We start from the raw sequence: 21,749 nt of genomic DNA on the forward strand, positions 1-21,749 counted from the left end.
ACTAGGAACTGTGACATAAGTCATCACCCAACAAGTTAATCCGAATCATGTGCTATTGCGATAGATTCCTCGGACTTTTGCGACGAGGAGCCACTGCACCGCAGAAGCAATACGATATCATGTTTGGATACTGTTACTTGTAGGAGACTTATGGCACAGTCTTTTATTGTATTTAAGATAAAAAAATATTACAATTAGGTTGTATATAATCAAAGTCTTGTCGCCACACCACGAAAGGGCGTGTTCTCATGAAAATCATCAAAAACTCCATCGAAAATCATCAAAAGAAAAAAGAGCAGAAAAAAATGATTTTAAGAAAAAAGAACTTTGACTTACGGGAAGAAGGAAAAGACCCTCATAAAGGGTGGCACCCCATGGTCGATACCGGATTAGGCGGTGCGAATGGTGCACTCGTTAAAATCAATAGAGGCACTAGCGATATTACCGGAAACAACGACGAAACATTCAACTATTTTGCGGAAGAACAACGACGAGTGGCTGAGCAGTCAAAAAAACAGAACTGATTCTTGCTGCCAATGACTTGTGAGAAAGTGTTAACGAGTGGTAAGAAAAAAATCATTCTCAACAAGTCGATCGACCAGCCGAGAATGATTTTTTTTCTATCTTTAAGGTTCCCTCATTACCCTTTCCAATATTTATTTTGTGTTTCCACTTTCTCTAAAAAAAGCCTCTGTGATGAAAAGTAATCCCACAAAAATCTTTTCCAACCTATTTTTCTATTTTCTCTATGTTTTTAACTTCTGAAGATCTCTAGTCACTTTATTAAAGACTTCGTAATCTAACTGATCTTCATCATGGGCGACAATCATCGCAACGGTCATATCCGGAACTACATTTAATAATGTACGAAACATTCCCGAAAACCAATCGATACCAGCAAGCAAAGCAATACTTTCTGTCGGAAGACCAACCATTGGCAAAACTGTGGCAAGGGTCACTAAACCACCACCGGGTACGACAATCGTTCCTAAACAGGCTAATGCAGACAGTAAAATGATTTGTAGAAAATCTGCAAAACCTAAATGGATATGATATGTTTGTGCAATCGTCACCATCGCCAGTGACAAAAACAATGCCAATCCATTACTGTTTAAGGTCATTGCCAACGGCATGACCAGCTTATTGATTCGGTCGCTGATCCCTAATTTTTCTTTACCATCCTCAATCTGAAAGGGTAATGACACCGCTGAAGATGTAGTCGTGAAAGAAATGACTGAGACTCGCCACATATTTTTAATGAGACGGATAAATGACACCTTGCAATAAAAAGCGGTCAAGACAAACCAGAAAAAGAGAAATACGAAGGACGCTACAGCAAACGTGAACAAGAAGTTGACCAACATACTAAGCACTCTAATCCCTGTGTCTTGTACCAGTGAAGCAACTAACCCAAAAATCCCCAAGGGTGCTAGCTTCATAATAAGACTAATCATTTTTAATAAAACATGATTGAAACTCGTAATCAAATCTAAAAAGAGCGAATTTTTCTTTTCATCTTTTATTAGACTCAAAGAAAATCCAAATAGGAGCGAAAAAATAATGACTTGAATCATATTTTGTTCAACCATTGCTTGAATAATATTCACTGGAATGAAATTCAAAATCAAGTCTTCAAGCGTATCCACACTAGCCATTGTCTCTGCTGTACCCAACGTATTCCTATCAATGCCTGTTCCTGGTTTTAAGATTAGTGCAAAGAGAAGACCAACAACAGCTGCTACAATTGTAGAACCAGTAAACCAAAGAAAAACTTTACGCCCAATTCCTCCCAGCTCTTTCGGATCTAATTTTCCTACTGCCTCAATCACAGAACCCATAACTAAAACCACCACGGACATCTGGATAAGTCGTAAGAAGATATCACCAATCACTTGTAATTGATCACCAAAACTAGGAAGACAAACGCCCCAGAAAATCCCCAATATCGTAGCAACCATGATTTGGTTTGTCAGACTGATTTTTACGGTTCGTTTTTTCATTTGGCGCTCCTCACTTTTCTACTTGTTTTTCTTTGAATTAACGGTTAAAAATAAGAATGTGCCACCTATCAATAAAATAATAGCGATATAAAAACCCATTACTTTGGAACCCGTCGCATCAGATATCGATCCAGTCAAAGTTGGTGCAATCACCGAAGACATCATTCCGAAAAAGTTGAATACTCCCAGAGTTGTTCCTACACCAATCTTAGGCGCATTTTCTCCTAGCCAAGAAATGATAATCGGCTCAACTGCCAACTTGCCCAAGAAACCGTACAGAATCAGTGCAATCATAAGAAAAGTAGCATTTGTTGCTTGTACGGTAATTAATAACATTAAAGCTGCTAAAATTTCTAAGATTACTATGAAAGTCACTTTTTTTTGCATATATTTATCTGCTAGCTTACTGAAAAAGAGAGCCCCGGGAATCGAAGCAAAAGCCACTAGTGATGATGAAAAGCCAATCGCTACTCCTTGAAATCCTCTTTCAGTACCGAGAAAATTTGGCAGCCAAGTAACGGTCATATAATAAGCATAGCAAGTAGCAAAGTATAACACATACGTAAAGAGCATCCGCAGAGAAAATAGTGAAGAAAGTGAGACTTTTTCCTTGGGTTGATCTTCTGCCACTTCCTGACTCTCCAAGAAAGCAACGTCCTCTTTATTGCTGCGGATAACTAACCCGAAAGCAATTGTCATGCAGATAATCAGAAAAGCTGATAAAAACATCATTGTTTGCCATGGCATGTTCATTTGAATAACTAAAAAGCTCGACAAGATCATTCCAAATCCTGATCCCACCGCAGAACCGCTATTCACAATCGCCGTTGAAAAACTTTTCTTCTCTTTAGGGATATTTTGTGAAGTTAAAGAGTAGGCTGAACCATAAAAAGAGCCGCAACCGATCCCCGCCAAAAAACTTCCCGTATAAATCATCGTTATTGAAGAAGCCTGCGAGATAAGAAGCGCTGCCAGTGCAAAAACGATAAATCCTGGAATCAAAACGGTTTTTTTACCAATTTTATCAACCAAAAATCCAGCAGGTATTTGCATAATCACGTAACCAAAAAAATAAAAACTTGCGATTGATCCTAATGCAGTATCCGAAATATTTCCCCCAAGGGACTCATTGATTTGCGGATAAATAGGCGATAAAGCAGAACGGTAGATCCAGATTGTTACCCAACCTGAACACATAAGAATGATAATTTGTTTCCAATACGCAAAACCGCCTCGTTCTTTTTTGATTTCCATTATTTTCCCTCCATCAGTTGCTTTCTATAAGTCTGTGAATTTTCCTGATAATGAAGCGCTTCAATATAGTATTATTTTACGTTTTATTGTATTGCTTTTCATTTGTCATTTTTCACAAACTCCAAATTCTAATTGTGCAGATAGACTAATTCGTTTTATTTTGGTAATAATTGATCGCTGCTGGAACAGCTTTTCCGGGTTCAATGGACGCTCTTTGATGCATCAACACACCTTCCAGAGCTGAGAGAACATGAAGAATATTCTCTTTTCTACTACTGTATCCCATGTTACCAATGCGCCAGATTTTGCCTTTCAGCTCGCCAAAAGAACTTGCAATTTCTACACCAAAAAAATGGAGCATTTCTTCCCGTACGCTTTCTCCATCAATATTTTCCGGAATGAGAATTGGCGTGACTGTTGGCATCTTTGTCTCCCTGTTTCCATAAATTTGCAAGCCCATCGCTTTGATTCCAGCAAGCAATGCGCCTTCATTAACCGAATGGCGAGAATAGGCAGCCTCAAGACCTTCTGCTAAGAGCATACGTAACCCTTCATGAAGGGCATAAATCATGCTAGTTGCTTCAGTATGGTGATTGATCCGCTCGGAATTCCAATAACGCTGTAGTTGGCTCAAGTCCAAATAATTACTCGTAATGTGCCGGTCATTTCGATCACTCTTGCTAAGGCCTAATTCTTTTTGGTAGCGGCTATTGATCAACTTTTCAACACGGTCATTGTAAGTGACCAGCGCAAGACCAGAAGGAACACTTAAACATTTCTGAGTCCCAGCAATGGCAATGTCAACACACCACTCATCCACCGCTAGTTCTACTCCGCCATAGGTGGCTACCATATCAACCACGAAGAAAAGATCTTTCTCACGGCAATAAGCACCGATTTCCTTTAATGGTTGCATCTGACCATTTGCTGTTTCCCCGTGAACCATAGCTACAATTTTTGGTTGAAACTCGTTAATAGCCTTGATCACCTCTTCCGGTGAAAAAGGAGCTGTCCATTCTTTCTCAAGATAGGAAACATTTGCTTGCGCTCGCTCGCAAATTTCGCCTAATAGATAAGCAAAACGTCCATATGCAGGAATCAATACTTTATCTCCAGGTTCAATCAAAGCGATTAGCGCTGCTTCTAGTCCTGCTCTGGAAGTTCCATCCACGGCAAAGGCTTCTTTATTCTCTGTTCCAAAAGGCTTTTTGATCATTTCTTTTACTTCATTCATAATCTCTAAAAAGCTCGGATCGAATTGTCCAAGTATCCGGTTTGTCATCGCTTGTAAAACGACCGGATGCGCTTCTACCGGTCCCGGTGTCATTATGGTACGTTGTGCAATAGTTAACTCTTTATACATTTTTTGTCCTCTCCATCTCTGATCAACCTTTGAAGTTCCCTTGTCAACGCTTCCAAATCTGTTGTACAATAGGACTAACAAAGTGTTTTTTTTGTTTATTATGTTCAATCTCAAAGGAGCCTGCTATGAAATTAGTCTCAGAAATACTCACAACTCCCCGCTTTTCTAATTTACGGTTGTTAACCGGTTCGCAAAGTGCTGCGAAATTGGTGGACAGTATTGAAATCACTGAAACTCCTGATATTGCCCATTACATTCCTGAACGCACATTTATTCTAACTACTGCAATGATTTATAAAGATCATCAGCAAGCATTGTTTACATTGATCGATTCATTAGTTGCAAAAAATGCAGCTGGCTTAGGGATAAAAATTGGTCGTTTTATAGACACCATTGATCCAGAAGTGATTGATTATGCAGAAAAGCGTAATTTTCCGATTGTTGAAGTACCTGCTACGATGCCACTGGGTCGTTTAATGCACCAGCTACTGAATTTATTATGGGATACCAAAACCGAACAGCTTAGTTACGCGCTAGACATCCAGAAAAGATTCTCTGCTTCATTGATGAAAGACGTCAGCATTGCTCGCTTTATCGCTGATTTTGGACAGATGGTCAACACGCCCATCATTCTATTGAATCCTTTCAAGAAAGTGATTGCACATTCCAAACACTTTACACGGATGTCCAAGCCAGCAGAATACTATATTCATCAGTTGATCCATACTAAAGGGGTATTTACTGGTGAAAAAAGTGGTGCCATCCCCATAAAAGATCTTCACGAAAAAACGTCACAGATTTCTTACTATGCGATTGAAACTTCCACTTATTTCCCACACTACCTCGTGATATTGAATCCTGAAGCGATCCCCTATCCCGTATCAGACTTTGCTATGGAACAAGCTGCGCTTGTGCTTTCCTTTATGCTGTATAAGAATCAAAAAGTACAAGAATCCTTAGAAGATTTAAAAAGCGACTTTTGGACTCGAATGATTGAATATCAGCAGTCAACCAAGCAACAACCCAAAGATTGGTTGGATCTTGGAAAAACGTTCGGAATCGTAAAAGCACGTCATTATCGAGTTATTTATGGTGCTTGTGATCCCACAAAAGACACGGAGGCAAAGGTCAAATACCATGAAGAAGAAAGTGACTTGGCCTATCAATGGTTTAGTGAACAGCTTCGACTTCGAATCAAAGATGTTTGCCTTTTTCGTCTCAAAGAAAGCACGGATTTTGCTATTTTGGTGCAACATAAATGTGAGGATTTAGAGAATATATTGATTAAAACAGCCAATGATCTAGCAGCCAGTCTCCCTTTCAAAATGGCTTTTGGTGTTGGAACGATTTATGAGAGCATAGACGACTTAGCAAGTTCCTATATCGAATCAAAGACAGCCTATGAAGAACGAAAGTCAGGGCACCTTCCTCCCTTAGTTTCTTTCTATCATCAAAAAGGCATGCGCAGTCTTTTTGAAAAAATGAGTCCAGAAGACATCCATTATTTCTGCCGAACGATCTTAAAAGACCTTGCCTTTCCTGAAGAAGATGCCATGATCGAATTGCGAAAAACACTGCGTTATTATCTTGACTATCAATGCGAAATTACTCGTACAGCCAAAACACTCTTCGTGCATCGGAACACAATAAAATATCGCATTGAGCAGTGTCAGAAATTATTAGGGAAAAACATCCATGATCCAGCTATTAGTTTAGATTTACGTCTAGCTCTGGAACTATCAGAAGAAGGATATTAGCTAATTAGAGCAGTTCAGCCAACGATTCTTGTTCCTGCTTGCCCACTCAAAGCAAGATCAGCCTCTTCCAGAGAACAAATAATCGCTGTTTTCCCTTGTTTCGCAAATCCAATCGCTGCTTCCATCTTTGGACCCATACTTCCCTCTGCAAAGTGGCCTGCATCAAAATAACCTTCTGCTTCATCTACAGATAATTCTGTGAGTTTTTCTTGTTGTGGCGTGCCATAGTGGATATAAACATTGCTAACATCTGTCAACATCATGAAGACATCCGCATCTATTTGTTCTGCCAATTTTTTTCCAGTGCGGTCTTTGTCAATTACTGCTTCTATGCCTCGAAGACCTGTTTCTTCCTTAATAACAGGGATTCCTCCCCCACCGCCAGCAATGACGATCGTATTCTGGTTCAGTAGATGAACGATTGCCTCCACACCATGGATAGCTATCGGCTGGGGGGAAGGAACCACTCGCCGATAGCCGCGCCCGGCATCTTCTTGCATTATCCAATTCTTCTCTTTTGCCAATGTCATTGCCTCTGCTTCATCATAGAAAAGACCAATCGGTTTTGAAGGTTCTTGGAAGGCTGGATCTTCTAAACTCACTTCTACTTGGGTCAGTAAGGTTACAACACTGCAGGTCAATTCCTCCTGCTCAATTTCATTTTTGATACTTTGCTCCATCAAATAACCAATAAACCCTTGTGATTCTGCATTGCACACATCCAAAGGAAATGGTGGTACAACTTCTTTTGCTTCTTCATTTTGTCTTAATATATTGCCTACCTGTGGTCCGTTCCCATGAGTAACAACAATTTGATGATCTAACTTTTCTAATTTTATGATTTGTTCTGCACTTGATCGGATATTAGCGATCTGTGTTTCAACCGTTGCCGATTGATGGGGTTTTAAAATTGCATTGCCTCCTAAAGCAATAACAACTCGTCTTGGCATGGTCATTCCTCATTTCTTTTTTGTTGAAAACAATGGATACTACGAGCAAAACCTGCTAAAAAATCAGCTCCCGAAGTATGCCCTAATTCAAGAATTCTTTTGATGACTGATTGATATTCTTCCCTAGTCAGACTTTCGACCAATGACAACGTCGTCTGGTTGAAAGACTCTTCCAGAGCATTTATCAAATAGTGTCGACTGACATCTGTTGTTAAGTCATGGAGACTTTTTAATTTGCGATCAAGATAAGTTGTCAGACGAAGATCTTTTCTATCCATAACTAAGCGAGCAAATAAATGGCCTACAAGCATATCATCTCCTGTTGGAGTCAATCCAATTCCCCGCCCCAATAAATATGACACCCCTTGACGTTGCCTCCTGAAAGATAAATCGCACAGTTGATCGATTGCCAAACAAAAGGACTGTTGACTGCTTGTTACTTGGTTTAGCATTTCATGGTAGCCTGTCATTTTGGTTATTAGGTCTAGCGTTGACCAAAAAGCCTGTGGATCAAAGGCATTCGCTTCTGCTTGCCAATGGGTATCCGAATGAACACTTTCTTGAAAAGAGAGACTGTGTTTTGGAAAATGAATCACTCTTTGTTGAATCATAATGACTGTCTCCGCGGACAATTCTTTTGCCATCAGCAAATAATCAGTAGGTGCGACCACAATTCCTTTGGGAAAATGTAGCTCTTGGGCCGTGATCATTAGCAGCTGTTGTTTTGATTGATCTTGCAGATTGAGGCTCTGCTTGAAGACACTGTGTACGTGCCATCTTCCATTGACAAACTCTTGTCCCAATAATGCTTGATCTATCCACTTTGCGAAGAACATCTTCCTTGCCCACTTTCATTAATTGGATAATTGTTTGATTCTTATTCCACAAAACCTAATTTTTTTGCATAAGCTAATACAGCTTTTTCAAAACAAACCATTGGTGGAGTGACTGTTCCTGCACCAATTTGTCCTTTTCCAGCTTCTTTGTTAGCAATCCCTGTATTGATAACTGGTAAGATACCTGTTTCCACGACTTTACGAGCATCGATTCCTAAACAGATTCCTTTGAAATCCCAAGTAGGTACGGGAAAATTTGGATTTGTATCAATCGAAATTTCTAACATATCATTGCTCGTTTTCAGTGCATCATAGAAGCCGCCGGTCCCTACAAAACGAGTAACAGCAGGAGCTGCGATCATTGCCATACCACCCACTCCAAAAGTTTCTGTAATCGCACTATCTCCCATATCCGGGGAGGCATCTGCTTCATTAAAGCCCGAAAAATATAGGCCTTTCGGGATATTAACTGGCCCAGTAAACCATTCATCACCCATTCCAGAGATACGAATACCAAATTCATGACCATTTCGACACATCGCAGTAACAACAGTTCCTTCTTGAATCGTACGAGCGCCATCTAATACTGCTTTTGAAGAGGCCATCATAATATTTAGGAAAAACTGATCTGTATCTGCTAGAAATTGCATCACTTCAGATTTTTCGCTCTCAAATCCCTCTAAAGCCACGATTGAAGGAGCGACTTCTTTCAAAAAGGCTAATGAAGCGGCGATATTTCGCTGATGGAATTCATCTCCCATCGCAATGGCTTTAGCAACTAACACATTTATATTTACACCCTCATTTTTTGTTTTTAAGGCAGCACTTAAAACAGGCGCTAATGTATTTTTCATCCAATGAAGACGATCGATCACTTCTTGCGAATAAGCACCAAAACGGAGAACAGCGCCAATTCCTTCATTCATTGTGCAATAGGCACGATTACCATCTGTTTTATTTTCAACCACCAATACTGGCATATTCGCTGAAGTGATCCCTCCCATCGGTCCTACTGCTTGAACATGGTGGCAAGGAATCAGTGTCACTTCTCCAGTTTCTAATAAACAGCGAATATCTTCTTCTGTTTCACCCCATCCCTCAAAAAGGCCTGCGCCGACACAAGCTCCTTGGATAGGCGCAATCATTTGATCATAATCAATAGGTGGACCAGCGTGTAAAAGAACTTTTCCTTCTTTTAACTCAGGAATCACACTGGCAGCTGGAACAATATCGATCAGGAAAGGAGCTCCCGCTACGATTTTGGCAATGACTGCTTGATTTGCTTCTTCAATAGTTTCATACACGATTATCTTCTCCTTGTATACTTAGATTGCTCAATAAATCAGCTTCCTTTTTATTTGTCTATTATTTTTCTGTTATTGAGTTCAGCGCTAGGAACGACTATATTTCCTTATTCCTTTGAGATACTCTTTAAAATAAGCTTTAGCCAGATCACTTCTCTATTAATGTGACTTGTTCCAAGAAACGCAACGCTTTTTGTAATGTTATATTTCCTCCAGCTACAGGTTGCCAATCATATTGGATCACCTTGCCATGATGCTCCTGGATTGCTTCTGCAAAGCTTCTTAAACCAATATTGATAAACCCTTCATTTGCTAGCAGTGCTTGGCTATTTTGTGATATTTCCGGTAATTCGCGCAGATTTTTCGTTTCTTTTTTCGGCAGTATCTGACGGCTGATCGCTGGTAATGGATGCCCCAGCATCGCCAATGCTTTTTTAACAGCTTGAGTATTACTTTGACATAAAATCACGCCAGCCTCTGATAAAATTGATTCTTGTTCTTGAATGTTTTGAGGATCTAACTCTGTTCCCACAATCGTTGCAATTACTTCTAACTTACGCCCTTCTTTTTTGGCATTGGCTTTTAATTTTTTGATCGTTGGTGCTAATTCACTGGCCATATCTGAATGAGAGCCATATCCTAACACAACATCTATCAAGATGATTGCCGTTTCTGGATCCTCGCCTGCATGTTCCATCATTTCAATTCGCTTTGTTGGATCAATCATCGGATGAGGTTTTCCTTGAGTATAAATGTCATCCCCTAGGTCAATGATTTCATGTCCATCAACTTTTAAGATGTAGCCTTCTTCATAAGCAGATTCTTCTGTTAACTTTAAGCCAGCTTTAAGCAGCATTGCCGCTTCATAAGCCAAAGTCCCACCTGAATAATACCCCTTGATCTTTTGTTGTTTCGCTGAAAAAATAGGCTTTGTCTCTTCTTCCAAGAAAGAGTGCATCGGTTCTTGTCTAAGTAGTTGAACGGCTAATTGGGCAGCTTCTTCCAAAGTATATGCTCGATAAAGATTTTCTTCATGATCGGCTGGTTTTTCGCCAAGGAAAATGGTGACAGCTGGTTTTGTTCCTAACCTTAATAAATCTAGCACTTCATCACGCACATTTGGCGCAGGCGGTTTCGAAATTACGACGATCACTTTTGTATCTGGATCATTTTCCAAGACAACAATGCTATCTTTCATCGTGATCCCACCAACTGCTTCCTTCAAATCGCGGCCCCCGGTGCCAATTGCTTGAGTCACACCTTCCCCTAATTTATGAATGATGGTCGTCACTTCTTGGATCCCTGTTCCTGATGCACCAACTACGCCAATCTTTCCTTCTCGAACCGCATTAGTAAAAGCTACTGGAATGCCATTGATGATGCCTGTGCCGCAATCTGGTCCCATCAAAAGCAACCCTTTTTCATGTGCAAGTTTCTTTAGACGTACTTCATCCTCTAGCGAGACATTATCACTAAAACAAAAGATATGTTTCCCGGCAGATAGTCCCCTTTCGATTTCTGATGCAGCCAATGTTCCTGGAATCGATAGAACGGCTACGCCAGCTTTTTCACCAAGTTCTAGCGCTCTATCCCATGTTTTTACAATTTCAGTGTTTCCCGAATCAGCTTGCTTCCCTTGATCTGCAATAAACGAATCGATTTCGTTCATTACTGTTTCGATCAACGTTTCGTTTTCGATATCTAAAACCAAGACCATATCATTTGATGTAGCTGATGCCATTTCTTCAGTATATAAACCTCCTGTTTTAAAAATATCTTTATTTGCAGGAGTTCCCATCATCACCGAAGCATTATTCACACCATCAAGTGTGAGTAAACGGTTAGTTAAGAGCATCAACACAATAGAATCTTGATAATTATTTTTTTGAATAACTGTGTGTAGCATAGGTTTCCTCACTTTCCTGTTCCAGTTTGAGCAAAAGCATCCGCACCGGAATATTGATCGAAATGGATCGTATCACTTTGTAAGTAAGCATATATATTTCTTTCGATTGGGATTCCTTCCCGCATATATTTTTCATAAGTCAACTGGCCGATTTCGCCCGGATAATAAACTTGATCAAAATTTTCTGCTGCTGGCGTTTCATGTAATTCCGTAATCATTTGTTCAATCGATGCTTTAAAAGTGTCAAGCTCCGTGAATCTCTGGGGATCTATCAGCAGAATAAACTGTCCCAGATCACGTCCCACTGTCAAATCATGGTACATCGATGATACATGTTTACCGAAAGGTAACCCCAGTAACATCCCTGACAAAATATCCACCATCATCATCAGACCAAAACCTTTAGGTCCTGCTATAGGCAATAATCCATGGACATGGTGCGGATTAGTAGTCGGTTTTCCATGCTCATCGACTGCCCAAGTATCTGGTATATCTTTATTTTTTGAACGAGCATCCAGAATTTTCCCCCATGCCTGTACAGTGGTAGCCATATCAAAAACAACAGGGTCGCCACTTTTCCGAGGAGCAGCAAAGGCAATTGGGTTAGTGCCAAAATAGTTTTCTTTGCCACCAAAAGGTACAACCATGGGATCCGATTGGCACATTGAAAGGGCAATAAATCCTGCTTGTGCCGCTTTTTTAACATAATAAGATAGCGCTCCACTATGACTCGTTTTTCTGACTCCAACTACTGCAACACCTGATTTTTTTGCCATTTCAATCGCATAGTTTGTTGCTTCTAGCACAACTACTTGTCCGGGACCGTTTTGTCCATCCAAAATGCCACTGCATGGACCTGTTGCTTTGAAAGTCATTTTTGGGGTACGATTCATCCCTCCTTTGGCAATTCGCTCTGCATAATAATCTACTCGAACTGCGCCGTGAGAATGGATCCCACTAGCATCAGCAAAAACCAAATGCTCTGCAATGATACCTGCATATTCATTGGACAAACCAGCCGCAAATAATTTTCTTTGAATCAATTCCTGTAACTCACGAGGCTCTACAATAACCGTTTCTTCCATCCTTATCTGCTCCTTCTTATAGTTCCGGATCTCGATTACAATCTTTTGAATAGATATAAGATAACGGCTCGTCTCGCCCGACGCCGTAAGCTGCTTGTTGTACATAAGCACTCATGAAAATGTAATCACCTTTTTCAACTGGAAACCATTGATTATCCAAGTTATACATCCCTTTTCCTGAAAGTAGATAAGCACCATGTTCTTGATAATGGGTTTCAATATACCCATGACTAGCCCCTGGTTCAAAAGATAGAATATGGATGTTCATATCAAAGCCTAACTCTTTAGGCAAAAAATCCCACAATAAAACATCATCCATTTCTTCATAATGGACAGGGGTCAATTCTGATAGATTGCCGACAACTTTATAAGCTTCATGGCCTTCTAGTGGCTGATACCGTTTTTTGTATAAAAAGACCTCAGTTGCTTCATCTTGTAAATTTTTCATGTATAACTTTTCCCCAGCAGGTAAATAAATGTAGCCCCCTGTAGTTAAAACGTGTCCTTCCTGACCATCGCTTACTTCAAGCTTTCCGTCTATTACATATAAAAATGTTTCAATATCCGGTCCGCCAAATCCTAATTTATTCTCACCATTTTTTTTAAAAGTGATAAGATAGTCTACAAAAGAGGCCCCAAGTTTTTTTGACCCTAGAATAGAACACTCACAATTATCGAATCCCGGAACTACATTATTGACTAATCCATCATGAGGGAGAATTGCAAAATTATTTTTTTTGATAACGGCTCTTGATTGCAGTAAGCCTTCCAAATATCCAGTATTATTATTTTTATATCCCATTTTTTCTGCCTGCTTTCTATTCTTTATATGCGAGTTCATAGAGGGCTGCTGCTAAAACTTCCACACCTGCTATCAAATCGTCGGTTGGTGTTGCTTCTGCGGGATTGTGACTGATGCCATCAATACTTGGCACAAATATCATTGCTGTTGGAAAATGAGGCGCAATGATTTGTGAATCATGGCCAGCGCCACTATGCATTACTTTGTATCGTTTTCCCGAATTTTTGACTGCTCGCTCTACAGTCGCTACAATTTCTTCATCCATTGGAACCGGCCGCTCATTCATCCAAAGATCCATCTCTACAGTTAGATCGTGCTCCGCAGCTATTTCTTGAATGAGCTGTTCTGCTTCTGCTGTAAACGAGTCTAGAAGATGGCTATCGGTATGACGACAATCCATGGTGAAAAGGACTTCCCCAGGAACCACATTTACTGTATTCGGTTTTGGCTCGACTTTACCAAAAGTAACAACTAATGGATCACCTAGTTCTAAACCACGATCGATCACGGTCGAACATATCTTGGCAAACCCATACACAGCATCTTGTCGATACCCCATTGGTGTTGTGCCGGCATGATTGGCTTGTCCTTTCAGTACAAATGTATAGCGTTTTTGGCCAGCAATATTGTTAACTACGCCAATTTGCAAGTTTTCCTTTTCCAGCACACTTCCTTGCTCAATATGAATTTCGACAAAAGCTTTAATGTCTTCACGAATGGATTCATTTGGATCGCGAAAATCAAATCCTTGTCTGCGCATTTCAGTGACGAATGAATGACCTTCAAAGTCAGAAATCGTTTCAACGTCTTCTCTTTTGGCTTCACAGACAAAATTCTTACTGCCCCAAAAAACCGTTGGGAAACGACTACCCTCTTCTTCTGCCATTGAGATTACTTCCAAAGATCGCAAAGGCGCCCCGTAAGTTTTCTTCAAATAATCGATCGCTAAAACAGCTGCTACTACACCATATTGACCGTCCAGCGTACCACCGTTCACCACTGTATCAATATGTGAACCGGATAAAATCGTCTCATTTGGATACTTACTTCCTTCAATACGTCCAAAAAGATTTCCAACAGAGTCAAATCGGGTAGCCATTCCCGAAGTCTCGAGCTTTTTTTGAACATATTCCTGAGCTTGCTTCCATGAATCTGAATAAAGTAACCGTGTCATCCCACCAGTAGGATCATTTCCTATGTTAGATAACATATCCAACATCTCTACTACTTCTTTTTCCAATCCCATTTCTTTACCTCCTTTGATTTGTATACATATTGTAAGCGCATAATCAGCGATCATCATTGTTCAGTATTAACAAACTTCTTTGCTTTTTTAGTCAATTTGTCATTTATTAAATCGTTTTCTTTCTCTATACTCTTTTTAATATAATAAAAAAGGAAGTTTAACAATGGGAAATAAAAAACAAAAAATTTTCAACGCCGTTCAATTTACATTTGGTTCATTTGGTGAATTATCTTTGAATGTTACAGTATTAAGAGGGGAAAAAAACCGTGGTTCCATTTTGTATTTTCATGGAGGTGGTTTCCTATATGGTCAACGGCAAGATTTGCCTAGTTTTTATCAAGACCAGTTGCTTGCTGCTGGATTTAATCTCTATCTTTTTGATTACCCATTAGCTCCTGAAGTAGATTTAACTGATATTTATAGTTGTGCAAAAATGGCTGTACAATGGTTTTTGACTAAGGGCTGGCAACTAAGCGGCGCTGAATCTAAGGATTACTTTCTGTTTGGTCGTTCGTCAGGAGGATATCTAGCAACGTTACTAACTGCCCATCTACCTCACTTGGAACAAAAAGGATTGATACGTTTTTACGGTTATCAAGAATTGTTTCAAAAAGAATTTATTTTTCCCTCTGCTTATTACAATCAGTTTCCAAAAGTTTCTCCTCTTGATGCACAAGAACTGATTGGCAATCAGCCAATGTCACAAGGCAGTTTGGAGAAGCGATTTCCTTTGTATCTTTCCGCTCGGCAATACGGGAATTGGCAAAGTTATTTGGGCACCCGCGAAAAGTTAAAAGCACTTGAAATCAACAGAGCCTCTTATAAAAAGTTTCCGCCATGTTTTTTAGCACATTGTAAAAACGATCCCGATGTCCCTTTCTCCTGTTCCACAATTCTGGCAAATCTGGTTCCTTTGAAAGAAACTGTATGGTTAGATCTTCAACAACATGATTTTGACCGCTCTCAAAATCATGTGGCGAATACCTGCTATAATCAACTCATTGATTGGCTAACAACGAGTTGAAAGAAAAATGGAATTGTCAGCGTTCAACGCCACACTAAATGAAATAACCAACAAAACATTTCAGTATAAAATAAGTAAAAAAGCGATGAGCTTCTATTTGACATCAGTCAAAAGAAGCTCATCGCTTTTGTTTCAGTTTTTAACGAATCGATTGGAAAGTCCGATTAGTATCCCACTTTATTTCCAGAAAAGAATTTGTGGTCAACACAACGACTATCATAGGATGGAAGATTACAAAAATATATAAAAGAATCTACAGAACTCACTGGTGCTGAAACTACCTCTATTTAAATGATCAGCTATCGCTATAAAAATGGATTTTAAAATTTTTTCCAATCAATCCTTTAGTCCCAGTAAACCAACCAATCGTTTAATTCGGACCTTTACTAATTTCGATAATTGAATAAATAAAAAGACATTCGCAAAACTCACCAAATTTTTGCGAATGTCCTCTTAGTATTCGGTTAAAATCATCAATGATTGTTTCGCAAAGCATTTCAGTCGTTGCTTCCTGTTTTTGCATGACTGTCAGCGGAGGCTACTTAAATCGTTTCTTTTTTAATGGTTTCAATCATTTTATCGATGGCTTGTTTGATTTCATCTTCTGTATCAGGTAATTTACTTGCTGAACCATCATGCTTATCACTGTCAACTTCTCCAGAAAAACTTACTTCATCTCCTGAGACATTGATTTGGTCTTGATACCCTTTTACAGCGATATAGGCTTTGGCAAGCACCTCTGTTTCTTTTGCATCTTCAATTTTTTTCATTGTACTTCCTCTCCTGAATCTTATTGTAGCAACTTCTATTTAAAAACCAAATTGATTTGCTTTGTTTTCCCAGTTTTAACCTTCTGAGAAGAAAAATAAAAGAGGGAGGAACTTTTTCGGAGGGGAAGCCAGCTTTCAGTGCATTTTTCGTTAAAGTATTTGCATACCATATTCAAAAAGATATTTTTAGTCGATTGATCTTTCTATTCGACAGGTGGTTCTGATAATTTACGGTCTTCAAAATAAGCGGATAAATCAATCAATTCAACCTCTGTAAACTGATTTGCCTCTACTTCACCTAAAATTTCTTCTTGCAGTGTTCGATCCATTTCCCAGAAATGGTCGATCTTTTTGAAATGGTCAGCCGAAAATCTGGCAAACACTGGATAAAGAGCTAAGAAATCAGTGTATGTCAGATCCAGGGCCTCTGTATAATCCTTGACGTAACCTAAGTCTAAGGCTTCTTTGGTTGGTTCACCCGTTGGTCCAATCAATCCTTTTTGATATAAGCGCTGAAAGATTTCCGCTTTAGTGACTGTCGGATCAAACTTCTTTTGATACCAATAGGCCTCTTCAACCAATGATGGATATTGGATCACCATTATTCTCTACTTCCTTTCAGCCATTTGCTTTCGCATTGATCGGTTTTTCCAGAAGATATTCCTTTAATGACACATGATGGCTTCTTGTATAAGTCCCACTGGTGCTGTCAAAATGGATCGCTGGCTTCTTCAATTGTTGATTTCCCCGACGTCGGTTTTTCTTTGCCTTTGAAGTTTTTCTAGCAGGTACGGCCATTTGTTTATTCCTTTCTCGGAAAAATAGTTTCGTTAACTTATTTTTTTCTTATTCCGCTTGTAGTCTTGGATAATTTTTAGCGCTCGCTTGTGCGTCTTGATATTTGGACTCTTCAAGCGGCGGTAGGCACTTGACAAATCTGTTTTTTCCACGCGTCTTTCCTCCTTTGCTAACTTACTTATCTCTTTAAGATTTCTCCGTATTCTTAACCCATTTATTTCTTTATTTCGCGAAAAATGGCTTTTCGCCGCAGTTTTGGTGAGTATTTTTTCAGTTCCAATCGATTGGGGGTATTGCGTTGGTTTTTGCTAGTCAAATAGAGTCGTTCGCCTGTTTCCACACATTCTAATATAATATTATTTCGCATCCTGATACTCCTTTCCAAAATAGCAATCATACAAATCGTAACAATTACGTTTTAAATTCTATCATAGAAAAAGAAACGGCGCAAGAGCATTTTTTATTTTTTTGTTATTTTATTAATGAGCAGAATTTCATATGAATCGTCGTTCGTTTCTGAAAAAAAGATTTTTTTTAGAAATATTTTGAAATGAACAAAGCTCTCTTCGCTTATCACCTTTGATTTAACAAAAAAAAGATACCGTAAACTGGTATCTTAGAACAACTTCAAAAAGAGTTCGACTAATTCTCCCATGGTTTACTGGTATCTTGTTTTTTTATTATTCGTGTGTCTTCATCCAATCCGTGATGGCCGATAAGCGTTCAAGACGTAAATTGGGCAATCCGCTACGAGAAAGGCCATGACTAGATTGTGGAAAGAGAACCAATTTCGTATCGATGTCATTCCGTTTCAATGCCGTATAAAATTGTTGTCCTTGTTCCTGTGGACAGCGTAGATCATTTTCACCATGTAAAACCAATGTAGGGGTAGTCACACGGTCTGCATAAGCTAATGGCGACATTTCCCAGAGTTTCTTAGACTCATCTAGGTCATGCAGCAACTGATATTTTACGAAAAATGGTCCAATGTCGCTGGTTCCATAGAAACTGATCCAATTGGAGATCGAACGCTGTGTGACGGCAGAGCAGAAACGATCCGTATGCCCCACGATCCAGTTGGTCATAAAACCGCCATAACTACCACCAACGACATGAATTTTTTTGGGATCGATCTCCGGATGATGGTTGAGCACTGCATCGACCCCTAACAGCAGGTCCTGATAGTCTTTATTGCCATAATCCCCTAGAATCGAACGAACAAAATCCTGGCCATAGCCTTGTCCACCGCGAGGGTTCAACAGGATCACCCCATAACCATCAGCTGCATGGACTTGCATTTCGTGAAAGAACGTCTCCCCATAGCAAACTTGCGGTCCACCATGAATATATAGAATCGCTGGATGTGCTTGTTTGGTTTCGATTGGCGGAAGATACCAGCCTTGGATTTGCCAGCCATCTGCTCCCTCATACCAAAAACGTTGCGGCTCACTGATAGTCAGTTCTTCCATCAACGCTTCATTCGGATCAACTAATAACGCCAGCTCCCCACTGGTCAAATCAAGCACTGCTAGTCGGCTTGGAATCGTCGGTGTTGAATAAGTGATGGCTAAGTGGGTCTCATCAATTTTTGCTGCATCTGTGATATCCATTAATTGGTCAAATAGGCGTGTCCAGTGTCCCTTCGTATCGACACGGTACAATTGCAATTTCCCATGGACAGTCACTGGTACAATAAACTGTTCTTTGGTGATCCAGGTTACTGAAACACCACGATTTTTTTGTTGAAAATCACCAATGATCGTATTGCCGATGGCAATGTCTTGCTCTTTTGAGAGGTTGACTACTTCCTTTGTTTCAAGATCCATGAGATAAAGCTCTTCTTGTGTAACAAAGCCATAGGTTAGGTCATTCCCCAAAAGCAGCAATTGCTTGCCTGATAATGCAGCGAAAGAATAAGTTCCTTCAGGCAAATCGGCGGCAAATGAGTGATGCTGATTCGTTTGCAGGTCGTAAGCATATATCATGCTTCCATAATGCCATTCGTCTTCAGGTTTGGTTTCTGCAGTGTAAAGCAGACCTTGGTCTTTTTCCATGATAGCTTCAAGATGGATTTCCAGATCTGTTTCAAAAATAGTTGCTGATTCTTTCGTCGTTAATAAGACTTTCTTTACGCGCGTGATTTTCTCAGATAAAAAGCCCGCACCATCTGCTTGATAGCCCAATTTGGTCGTCATTTTGATTTTAGGAAAATCGTTTTCAGCAACTTTTTCTTTAGGCATCTCCTGATTTTTTTCAGCATCAGCTACCTGTTCATTTGATTTATCTGCTGAGACTTGATAATAAATCGCTGCAGCATCTTCTGTCCAAAAATAGCTGCCAATGCCTTTTTCTTCGATTAAGACCGAAGCACGCCCACCTGTTAATGGCATGATCATTAACTGATTTTTTGCCGTTTCTTTTTCGGTCGTAAGAAAGCTTAACCACTTGCCATCAGGCGACACTTTTAGTGCGGTACTATTTTTTGATTGACTGCCCCACACCTGACTTTCTTTTGTCTCTCGATCAACACTGAAAATTTCTGATTGATAGCAGTTCTTTTCTTCGTTAACCGTATTCTCAAGATAAAAGATACGGTTCCCAGCCGCTACAGGCTGTGCTACACTTTTCAACTCAAACAACGTCTCTTTTTTTATTTTCATTTACTCGCCTCCACCAATTGTGATAGCTCCATTATAGCAAAATCCGCTGACTTGAGGTCAGCGGATTCATTTCTGATCAATAAATATAGCCACGAACGATACCTGATTCTTCAAAGCCAGCAGAAATGCCAGTCTGACGGACAATCGTTTGCCCGTTTTCGAGCAATGTCAGTAAGATTTCTGTACTGGCACTTTCCCGAATGATCCGGTTCATCACACCTTCTGTTGGCGCCTTCAACGAATGACCTGCTTTTTCTACGACCTCAATCGTTAGTTCCAGCTCTTTTTGGCGGACACTGATGATTAATCGTCCTTTCTTACGGGTCACAGACACTAAACGAGCACCATAATAGGTGGCCAATCGATACTCTTTTGTGCCTACTTGCAAGACTGAAATGACACCTAGAAAAGCAGCACCCAAGAAAGGAATATCGGCTGCCGAGAAGAAAAATCGAACATCAGGTGCCTCAAATCGATTGCATTGTACCCATAGATAGGCAGCAGGAAACGAGGTTCCCCAGTCTTTTTCGAGATAACCGATTCCTTCAGAGAAATCAAGTGACTGCTCATTCCATAGCAAAGTTCCCGAGAGGCTATGAGCCATACTTAAAATACCATGGTAGCATTCCATAAATGAAAGGTAGGAAAATGGCCCCATAATACTTGGGGCATAGCGACTCCGAGATATTGGATGAAAGGCACCGTAGGTCAATGTGCCTTTAACTGATAATTCCTCACTCTCTAATGATAACGAAATTCCCTGTTCGCTAAAGTGATTCTCCCCGATCTTAATTGATAACTGATCTTCAGCAGCTGAAAATTCCGCTTCACTAAAAGGAAAATAATGGGAGCCTTCATGGCTGATCACTTGAATAAATGGCTGTTTTTTTCCATCCAATTCAATCGATAGCCCCGGAATAAATGCATACACCTCATCCCCAATTTGATGTTTGAAATACCATCCTTCAAAAAAAGCAGCTTTCTTCGTATTGCCATGAAAAAAATGATCTGTTGTAATCGCCATACGTTCCCTCCGTTCAGCTATAAATAGTGTAGCATGAATGGCATAAAAGATGGGGTATGACGTTTTCACCAACCCAGGATAGTAAAATCTGCGATTTTTCTGTTCGTATTCTCGATCCCTAACGGCTTACTTATCTTTTGCAGAACGTCTGGTCCAAAGGATATAAACAGCAAAAGCTGCCACAAGCAATGCAATCAATAGTCCTTTAAACCGATTATCATTTGTCAAATTCTCTTTGGAGGCCCATCGTCGAAGGATTCCAAGTATAACGAAAATCGTTAGCATAAAGGCGACGGGATAAAAGTCTTTTTCCTTGCGCAAGAAAATCAAGGCGTAGGCAGCGACTAATAGCACCAACATTAGCACCATATCCATTGGATAAGATAACGTCACCACAAAAAGGTTAGGGGTATATAGATCCAGTAAAACCAAACCACCAATCCAGACCATCGCTATCACCCACAAAACCAGAAATTTCTTTAACTTACTCTGAAAAAAACCTTGCTTTAAATAAATCGTTTTTTGCATCCCAAAGAAAAAGAGGATGACCAAAACGACTGAAAAAACAGCAGTTGTCACATAAGAATAAAGATTTAACTGCAAGACACTATCAGAAGAAAAGTCATTAAACAGTTTGACCAGCCATGAGACGCCGACCATGATATAAATCAAATTCAACTGATCGATCAAACGGCTTTTAGGTGTGTTACGCAACAGCTCATCTGCCATTTCTTTAGGATTTTTCCCAAAATATTCTTCTGCTGTTTCACCATGATTTTGGGCTTCAAGTAAATCATTGGCTATCTCATAGACTTGAGCAACCACAGCGTATTCATCCTGAAACAGGCTAGAAAAAAGTAAATACTCTCTCAAATCTTCAAAATATTTCTGATTGCTTGCTGACAGTTGTTTTGAAATCTCATTTGTTTTGTCTCGGTAATAAGCTAGTTGTTTTTTCTTATTCATTTTC

General features: G+C 39.7%; 21 protein-coding genes. 3 read left to right on the forward strand and 18 right to left on the reverse strand.

Translation table 11 applies throughout. From position 1 onward, the window contains the following. Positions 1-248 precede the first annotated feature (248 nt). Positions 249-524 carry a hypothetical protein gene (locus tag Q0A12_RS12080; protein ID WP_291292900.1) on the forward strand — a complete coding sequence of 92 codons (276 nt, stop codon included), beginning with the start codon at positions 249-251 and terminating at the stop codon, positions 522-524. 222 nt (positions 525-746) lie between these two features. Here the strand turns inward: Q0A12_RS12080 and Q0A12_RS12085 are convergent, their stop codons facing one another. The 3 genes from Q0A12_RS12085 to Q0A12_RS12095 all read right to left on the reverse strand — a co-directional run bounded on the left by Q0A12_RS12085 (position 747) and on the right by Q0A12_RS12095 (position 4,617). Further along, the gene (locus tag Q0A12_RS12085; protein ID WP_291292901.1) at positions 747-2,000 is read right to left on the reverse strand and encodes a dicarboxylate/amino acid:cation symporter; all 1,254 of its coding nucleotides are present in this window, start codon (positions 1,998-2,000) and stop codon (positions 747-749) included. Positions 2,001-2,018: 18 nt separating this feature from the next. Further along, positions 2,019-3,254: an MFS transporter gene (locus tag Q0A12_RS12090; protein WP_291292902.1), complete on the reverse strand. Its 1,236-nt coding sequence runs from the start codon at positions 3,252-3,254 to the stop codon at positions 2,019-2,021. 145 nt (positions 3,255-3,399) lie between these two features. After that, positions 3,400-4,617 carry an alanine--glyoxylate aminotransferase family protein gene (locus Q0A12_RS12095; protein ID WP_291292903.1) on the reverse strand — a complete coding sequence of 406 codons (1,218 nt, stop codon included), beginning with the start codon at positions 4,615-4,617 and terminating at the stop codon, positions 3,400-3,402. Positions 4,618-4,742: 125 nt separating this feature from the next. Here Q0A12_RS12095 and Q0A12_RS12100 point away from each other — a divergent pair, with 125 nt between their 5' ends. Further along, positions 4,743-6,374 (forward strand): PucR family transcriptional regulator, encoded by a 1,632-nt coding sequence (locus Q0A12_RS12100; protein ID WP_291292904.1) that lies wholly within the window; start codon positions 4,743-4,745, stop codon positions 6,372-6,374. A 14-nt stretch (positions 6,375-6,388) separates the two neighbouring features. Here Q0A12_RS12100 and arcC read toward each other — a convergent pair whose 3' ends face one another. From arcC to allC, 7 genes are all read right to left on the reverse strand, one after another. Continuing rightward, positions 6,389-7,324 carry a carbamate kinase gene (gene arcC, locus Q0A12_RS12105; protein WP_291292905.1) on the reverse strand — a complete coding sequence of 312 codons (936 nt, stop codon included), beginning with the start codon at positions 7,322-7,324 and terminating at the stop codon, positions 6,389-6,391. A gap of 2 nt (positions 7,325-7,326) precedes the next feature. Then, positions 7,327-8,160 carry a DUF2877 domain-containing protein gene (locus Q0A12_RS12110; RefSeq protein ID WP_291292906.1) on the reverse strand — a complete coding sequence of 278 codons (834 nt, stop codon included), beginning with the start codon at positions 8,158-8,160 and terminating at the stop codon, positions 7,327-7,329. Between the two features lie 41 nt (positions 8,161-8,201). Then, positions 8,202-9,464: a DUF1116 domain-containing protein gene (locus Q0A12_RS12115; protein WP_291292907.1), complete on the reverse strand. Its 1,263-nt coding sequence runs from the start codon at positions 9,462-9,464 to the stop codon at positions 8,202-8,204. A gap of 148 nt (positions 9,465-9,612) precedes the next feature. After that, positions 9,613-11,370, reverse strand: coding sequence for an acyl-CoA synthetase FdrA (gene fdrA, locus Q0A12_RS12120; RefSeq protein ID WP_291292908.1), 1,758 nt, complete (start codon positions 11,368-11,370; stop codon positions 9,613-9,615). 8 nt (positions 11,371-11,378) lie between these two features. Continuing rightward, positions 11,379-12,455 carry an ureidoglycolate dehydrogenase gene (allD, locus tag Q0A12_RS12125; RefSeq protein ID WP_291292909.1) on the reverse strand — a complete coding sequence of 359 codons (1,077 nt, stop codon included), beginning with the start codon at positions 12,453-12,455 and terminating at the stop codon, positions 11,379-11,381. 16 nt (positions 12,456-12,471) lie between these two features. Beyond that, a complete protein-coding gene (allE, locus tag Q0A12_RS12130; RefSeq protein ID WP_291292910.1) occupies positions 12,472-13,257 on the reverse strand; it encodes a (S)-ureidoglycine aminohydrolase in 786 nt (261 codons plus the stop codon). Positions 13,258-13,273: 16 nt separating this feature from the next. Then, complete coding sequence (gene allC, locus Q0A12_RS12135; protein ID WP_291292911.1) at positions 13,274-14,503, reverse strand: allantoate deiminase; 1,230 nt, start codon at positions 14,501-14,503, stop codon at positions 13,274-13,276. A 163-nt stretch (positions 14,504-14,666) separates the two neighbouring features. Here allC and Q0A12_RS12140 point away from each other — a divergent pair, with 163 nt between their 5' ends. After that, positions 14,667-15,527 carry an alpha/beta hydrolase gene (locus Q0A12_RS12140; RefSeq protein ID WP_291292912.1) on the forward strand — a complete coding sequence of 287 codons (861 nt, stop codon included), beginning with the start codon at positions 14,667-14,669 and terminating at the stop codon, positions 15,525-15,527. A 542-nt stretch (positions 15,528-16,069) separates the two neighbouring features. On the opposite strand, the gene Q0A12_RS12145 is transcribed toward Q0A12_RS12140, so the two are convergent. The 8 genes from Q0A12_RS12145 to Q0A12_RS12180 form a co-directional block, all read right to left on the reverse strand. Next, positions 16,070-16,297, reverse strand: a complete 228-nt coding sequence (locus Q0A12_RS12145; protein WP_291292913.1) for a hypothetical protein — start codon at positions 16,295-16,297, stop codon at positions 16,070-16,072. A 203-nt stretch (positions 16,298-16,500) separates the two neighbouring features. Continuing rightward, positions 16,501-16,899 (reverse strand): hypothetical protein, encoded by a 399-nt coding sequence (locus Q0A12_RS12150; RefSeq protein WP_291292914.1) that lies wholly within the window; start codon positions 16,897-16,899, stop codon positions 16,501-16,503. 16 nt (positions 16,900-16,915) lie between these two features. Next, positions 16,916-17,095, reverse strand: coding sequence for a 50S ribosomal protein L32 (gene rpmF, locus Q0A12_RS12155; RefSeq protein ID WP_291292915.1), 180 nt, complete (start codon positions 17,093-17,095; stop codon positions 16,916-16,918). 32 nt (positions 17,096-17,127) lie between these two features. After that, complete coding sequence (locus Q0A12_RS12160) at positions 17,128-17,247, reverse strand: putative metal homeostasis protein (RefSeq protein ID WP_291292916.1); 120 nt, start codon at positions 17,245-17,247, stop codon at positions 17,128-17,130. 62 nt (positions 17,248-17,309) lie between these two features. Beyond that, positions 17,310-17,462 (reverse strand): 50S ribosomal protein L33, encoded by a 153-nt coding sequence (rpmG, locus tag Q0A12_RS12165; RefSeq protein ID WP_291292917.1) that lies wholly within the window; start codon positions 17,460-17,462, stop codon positions 17,310-17,312. A 313-nt stretch (positions 17,463-17,775) separates the two neighbouring features. Next, a complete protein-coding gene (locus tag Q0A12_RS12170; RefSeq protein ID WP_291292918.1) occupies positions 17,776-19,755 on the reverse strand; it encodes a S9 family peptidase in 1,980 nt (659 codons plus the stop codon). A gap of 76 nt (positions 19,756-19,831) precedes the next feature. Further along, a complete protein-coding gene (locus tag Q0A12_RS12175) occupies positions 19,832-20,779 on the reverse strand; it encodes a tocopherol cyclase family protein (protein ID WP_291292919.1) in 948 nt (315 codons plus the stop codon). Between the two features lie 126 nt (positions 20,780-20,905). Next, entirely contained in the window at positions 20,906-21,745 is an 840-nt protein-coding gene (locus tag Q0A12_RS12180; RefSeq protein WP_291292920.1) for a hypothetical protein, read from the reverse strand. Between the last annotated feature and the right edge of the window lie 4 nt (positions 21,746-21,749).

Origin of the sequence: Enterococcus sp. (assembly GCF_022711995.1) — a bacterium.
In the GTDB taxonomy this organism is placed as follows: Bacteria; Bacillota; Bacilli; order Lactobacillales; family Enterococcaceae; genus Enterococcus_D.